At 72.1% G+C, this 5,324-nt stretch carries 3 protein-coding genes and 1 tRNA gene; 3 read left to right on the plus strand and 1 reads right to left on the minus strand.

Annotated features, from left to right (window positions below; genetic code table 11):
• Positions 1-99 precede the first annotated feature (99 nt).
• The gene (locus HPT28_RS00005; protein ID WP_219088097.1) at positions 100-792 is read left to right on the plus strand and encodes a DegT/DnrJ/EryC1/StrS family aminotransferase; all 693 of its coding nucleotides are present in this window, start codon (positions 100-102) and stop codon (positions 790-792) included.
• 119 nt (positions 793-911) lie between these two features.
• Positions 912-987, plus strand: a tRNA-Thr gene (locus HPT28_RS00010).
• A 67-nt stretch (positions 988-1,054) separates the two neighbouring features.
• On the opposite strand, the gene HPT28_RS00015 is transcribed toward HPT28_RS00010, so the two are convergent.
• Entirely contained in the window at positions 1,055-3,682 is a 2,628-nt protein-coding gene (locus HPT28_RS00015) for a SpoIIE family protein phosphatase (RefSeq protein WP_219088098.1), read from the minus strand.
• 474 nt (positions 3,683-4,156) lie between these two features.
• Here HPT28_RS00015 and HPT28_RS26510 point away from each other — a divergent pair.
• Positions 4,157-5,324 (plus strand): HAMP domain-containing protein (locus HPT28_RS26510; protein ID WP_257577845.1); only part of this gene is annotated, 1,168 nt, incomplete at its 3' end.

A 5,324-nucleotide genomic window follows, 5' to 3' on the forward strand; every position in this document is an offset into this window, starting at 1 on the left:
CAATGTGTGAGAGCCCGGGGTTCTGGATTTATTGTCCAGGGCCCCGGGCTTTTTGTTGTCCGTCACCGGCTGTTCATGTGTCGTGGTGACCATCAGCGCATGGGTACCTCAGTGGTGGCCGCGGCCGGAGTCAGAGCGGGCGACGAGGTGGTGCTGCCCTCGTACGGTGGGGAGTGGGCAGCTGCACTGGTGCGTTCGCAGGGCGCGGTCCCGGTTTTCGCGGATATCGACGCCGCCAGCTTCTGTCTCGATCCTGCGGCCGTCGCGGACGTGCTCTCCGAACGGACGAAGGCGATACTGCCCGTCGCCCTGTTCGGGCAGACGCCCGACCTGGAAGGGCTGGAAGAGCTGGCGCGGCGTCATGACATCGTCGTCATCGACCCGCGCGAGCTGCGGGACGAGGCTGGTGCGGCGGCCGGAGCCTCCCGGCGTCGCCAGCTCGCCGAGTATCTGAACGCGCGGCTCACCGGGGTGGTGACCCCGGCGGTGTCCCCCGGGCGCGAGCATCTGTTCACCCGGTACGTGGTGCGGGTGCAGGGCAACGGACGTCCGGACCGTGACGCCTTCCGGCTCGCGCTGCGGTCACGCGGCATCCTGGGCGAGGTGCCGATACTGACTCCGGCGCACCGCATCGCGGGCTTCCGGAGCGAGGCGCGGCTGCCGGAGACGGATCGGGCCGCCGCAGAGTCACTGGCGCTGCCCGTCCACGAGGGCCTCACACGACGGCAGTTGCACAAGTTGGTGTCGGCCTGCAACGCCCTCGGCGGCTTGCTGCCCGAGCCCGTGTGCTGAAGACCGTCCAACCGATGCCGCTCTTGTCCTCGTGGTGAGGCTCTTGTTCCCGTGCTGGGAAGCCACGGGGGCGGTCGGGAGCAGGCTTCGGCGTCGGGTATGCTCTAACCCGTCGACAGGCCCCAATAGCTCAGTCGGCAGAGCGTCTCCATGGTAAGGAGAAGGTCAACGGTTCGATTCCGTTTTGGGGCTCCAGCAGAAGGGCCCCCGCCTTGATGGCGGGGGCCCTTCGCCGTTTCGGCACAGGGCGGCCAGGGGCCGACTACTCGGGGACGCGCATCGCCAGGATGGCCATGTCGTCTGACGGGGCATCGGAGGCGAAGCGCTCGACGGCCCGCATGATGCGTGCGGCGACGGCACCGGCGGTCAGGCCCGTGCACGTGGTGAGGCATTCGGCCAGCCCGTCGTCGCCGAGCATGCGCGTGCCCTCGCGGCGTTCCGTGACGCCGTCGGTGACGCAGAGCAGCACGTCGCCCGGGTCGAGCGTCAGCGTCTGCTCGTACAGCTCCAGGTCGTCCATGACGCCGAGGAGCGGTTGCGGTTCGGCGGCGGGTTCGACGCTGCCGTCCTGGCGGAGCCGCAGCGGCAGGGGGTGCCCGGCGCAGACGACCTTCAGGAGGGCGCCGCCCTCCTCCCGCGGCCACACCTCGCCGTAGAGGAGGGTGAGGAAGCGGCTGCGGGAACCCTCGTCGAGGATCGCGGTGTTGAGGCGTTCCAGGACGGCCGGACCGGTGAAGCCCTCGCGGGCGAGCAGCCGCAGGGCGTGCCGGGCGAGCCCGGTGACGGCGGCGGCCTGCGGACCGGTTCCGCACACGTCGCCGATGGCGAAGCCGTAGGCGCCGTCGCGGATGGGGAAGAGGTCGTAGAAGTCGCCGCCGACCTCGTTGCCCTCGCCGGCCGCGCGGTAGATGACCTCCACCTCGACGCCGGGGACCTGCGGCAGCTCCGGCGGGAGGAGGCTGCGCTGCAACGACTGGCTGATGGCGGTGCGCTCGGAGTAGAGCCGGGCGTTGTCGAGGGCCAGGGCCGCCCTGCGGGAGAGGTCCTCGGCCAGTTCGAGGATCTCCTGGCGGAACCGCTCGTCGGTGGGCTTGCCGAGGGTGAGCATGCCGATGACCCGGTTGCGGGCGACGAGCGGCATCACCACGGTCTCGCCGCCGACGGCCGAGGCGGTGGCGAGACCGGCGCCGGGCGCCGACATCTGCTCGTCTCCGAGGAGCAGGCTGCGCAGGGAGGTGCGCAGCGCGGTGGAGTGGGCCGCCTCGCCGGGGGCACTCCAGCCTCGGGCACCGGGGGAGAGGACGGGCTCGGGCGGTTCGACCTTGGCCAGCAGGGCCTTCAGCCCGTCGATGAGGTCCTCGTCCTCGTGGAGGACGTAGGCGAGTTCGGGGTCGGAGGCGGGCTCGGCGATGGTGTAGACGGCGCACCAGGAGGCGAGGGTGGGCACGGTCATCTGCGCCATGAGCGCCAGCGTCTGATCGCGGTCGAGGGTGCCGGCCAGCAGGTCGGAGGCCTCGACCAGGAAGGAGAGGGAGCCGCGGCGCAGGCGCTCCAGCTCGGTCAGCCGGGCGGACTCGACGGCGAGTGCGATGCGGTCGGCGGCGAACTGGAGGCGCAGGGCCTCCTCGTTGGTGTAGCGGCCGGGAGTCTCGGCGGCGACGCCGAGTGATCCGGTCAGCCGCCCCTCGACCTTCAGCGGGACGGTGACGACGGAGCGCATGCCGGTACCGGTGAGCAGCGGCACCGCCCCGGGGACGGAGGTGAGGTCCTCGTGGACGGAGGGCATGCGGGCGCTGCCGTAGCGTCCGCTGCCCGCCTCGACGGGGACGCGGGCGAAGCGGTGCCGGGCGGAGGTGAGCCCGGTGGAGGCGCGGACCTCCAGCTCGGTCTCGTCGTCGGTGGCGAGCAGCAGGTAGGCGGCGTCGCCGTCGAGCATGTCGCGGGCGCGCTCGACGGTGCGCTGGAGGAGACCGTCGAGATCCTCGGGGGCCGGGGAGCCGATGAAGACCTCGAACGGGTCCGTGGCACGCTCCCGGCTCTCGCCGCTGCCGACGCCGGCGTCGGACGAGGACGTGGAGCGCGCCGGGCTCTGGAGGACGGCGCGCTCGTGGTCGCGGACGAGGAGGCAGACGGTGGACGGCTCGCCCTCGGCGTCGCGGATGCGCAGATGCGAGGCGTAGACGGGGACGGTGCGGCCGTCCGCGCAGCGCAGCCCGTAGGTGCCCTCCCAGCGGGAGAGCAGCAGGGCCTCGGCGATGCCGGTGCCGGTGCCGGGGGTGTGCGGCCAGGCGGCGTAGTCGGTGAGGTGCTTGCCGACGACCTGCTCGGCGGGGTAGCCGGACAGTTCCTCCGCGTCCTCGTTCCACACGGTGACGAGCCCCGCGCGGTCGATCTGGACGACGGCCACGCGGACCCGGGTCTCGGTGACGGGCAGCGCCTCGTCGGGGATCGCGGGGCCCGCGGTGCGGGTGCCCACGGGGCGTTCGGGGAGGGCGAGGCGGAACCAGACGCGCTTGTCGGAGGCGGTGTAGTCGACGCCCCAGCGGGTGGCGAGGGCGGCGCACAGCAGGAGGCCGCGGCCACCTTCGCGGTCGGGCCCGGGCAGGGCCTGGGTGGCGTCGCGGATGGGCACCTCGCGCTCCGGGTAGCGGTCCACGACCTCGATCCGGACGCCGTCGTCCTCCCGGAGGCACACGACCTCGGCGGAGGTGCCGGCGTGGACGACGGCGTTGGTGACCAGCTCGCTGGTGAGGACCACGGCGTCGTCCACGATGTCGGCCAGGCCCCAGCCCTGGAGGGTGTCGCGCACGAAGCCGCGGGCGGCCGCGACGGAGCGGCCCACCGGTTCGAAGGTGGCTGCGGCCCGTGCGGTGATCACTGCGCTCCCCATGGGTTTCTCGGTACGGCTGGTCGGTTCTGCGCGCTTCTCGGGAGTCCGCTGGGCGCCCACGCGACCGGTTCGCCCCAGACCGGCGCTCTGCTTGTCCACCCCGGCGCCCTCTCCTTGCCCGTTCGCTGCCCGTTTCGCTGCGGCGGCGGGCCGTCCCGTCGCCTGAGCCAGGGTACTGACGTCGACCGGGCCCGCGGGCGCCGGTCGCAGGTGTTTCCCCCCTGCCGGTCATGTCACCGGCGTGTGCGATGCTGCCGAACTGTTATCGCCTCCTTCAGCCGAGGTGAAACACTGGGACGATTGGTTGAGGCAGCCAGGCGGAATGGTCGACCCTGCAGGAGGGACGCGGTGGACTCCAGCGGAGCGGCGCACAGCAGCGCCAGCACGCGACCGAAGGGCGGGCGGGCCCGCAGGAGCGGAACCGTCGAAGTCGACAGGGCTTCTCTGGACCGGCTGCGCACGGCGCTCGTCGCGATGCGGGACGGCAACTTCCGCAAGCGCCTCACCGTCGCGGGTGACGGGCCGATGGCGGAGATCTCGGCCATCTTCAACGAGGTCGCGGACCGGAACCTGCACCTGGCGAACGAGATCTCACGGGTGCGCCGCGTCGTCGGACGCGAGGGGCGTCTCACCGAGCGCTTGGAGGCGGGGGCCTGCGAGGGGTCCTGGCTGACGGCCGTGGACGCCTCGAACGCGCTCGTGGAGGACCTGGTGCGACCGGTCTCCGAGGTCGGGCGGGTGCTCACCGCCGTCGCGGAGGGCGATCTCGGCCAGCGCATGGACCTGCGGGTGCAGGGGCCCGACGGCTCGCCGCCGCGGGCGCTGCGCGGGGAGTTCCTGAAGGTCGCCCGGACGGTGAACGGGCTGGTGGACCAGCTTTCGGTGTTCACCGACGAGGTGACGCGGGTGGCCAGCGAGGTGGGCACCGAGGGCAAGCTCGGCGGTCAGGCCAAGGTGCGGGGCATGTCCGGGTCCTGGAAGGACCTGACGGACTCCGTCAACACGATGGCCTCGCGGCTGACGGCGCAGGTGCGCGACATCGCCCTGGTGACGACGGCGGTCGCGAAGGGCGATCTGTCCCGCAAGGTGACGGTGCACGTCGCCGGCGAGATGCTGGAGCTGAAGAACACCGTCAACACGATGGTGGACCAGCTCTCCTCGTTCCAGTCCGAGGTGACGCGGGTGGCCCGGGAGGTGGGCACCGAGGGTGAGCTGGGCGGCCAGGCCCGGGTCGAGGGCGTCGGCGGCGTCTGGCAGGACCTGACGGACTCCGTGAACCTCATGGCGGGCAACCTGACCTCGCAGGTGCGGGAGATCGCCCGGGTGACGACGGCGGTGGCCAACGGCGACCTCTCGCAGAAGGTCACCGTGAACGCGCGGGGTGAGGTAGCGCAGCTCGCCGACACGATCAACACGATGACGGAGACGCTGCGGACGTTCGCCGACGAGGTGACGCGGGCCGCCGTCGAGGTGGGCACCGAGGGCATCCTGGGCGGTCAGGCGCAGGTGCCGGGTGCTGCGGGGACGTGGAAGGACCTGACGGACTCGGTCAACACGGCGTTCCGCAACCTCACCGCGCAGGTGCGGGACATCGCGCAGGTGACGACGGCGGTGGCGAACGGTGACCTGTCGCAGAAGGTCA

The sequence above is a fragment of the Streptomyces sp. JJ38 genome (assembly GCF_019303475.1).
Lineage (GTDB): Bacteria > Actinomycetota > Actinomycetes > Streptomycetales > Streptomycetaceae > Streptomyces.

Coding starts and splice junctions, on each gene's coding strand:
- HPT28_RS00005 (WP_219088097.1), top strand. CDS start 100: ATGGGTACCTCAGTGGTGGCCGCGGCCGGAGTCAGAGCGGGCGACGAG.
- HPT28_RS00015 (WP_219088098.1), bottom strand. CDS start 3,682: ATGGGGAGCGCAGTGATCACCGCACGGGCCGCAGCCACCTTCGAACCG.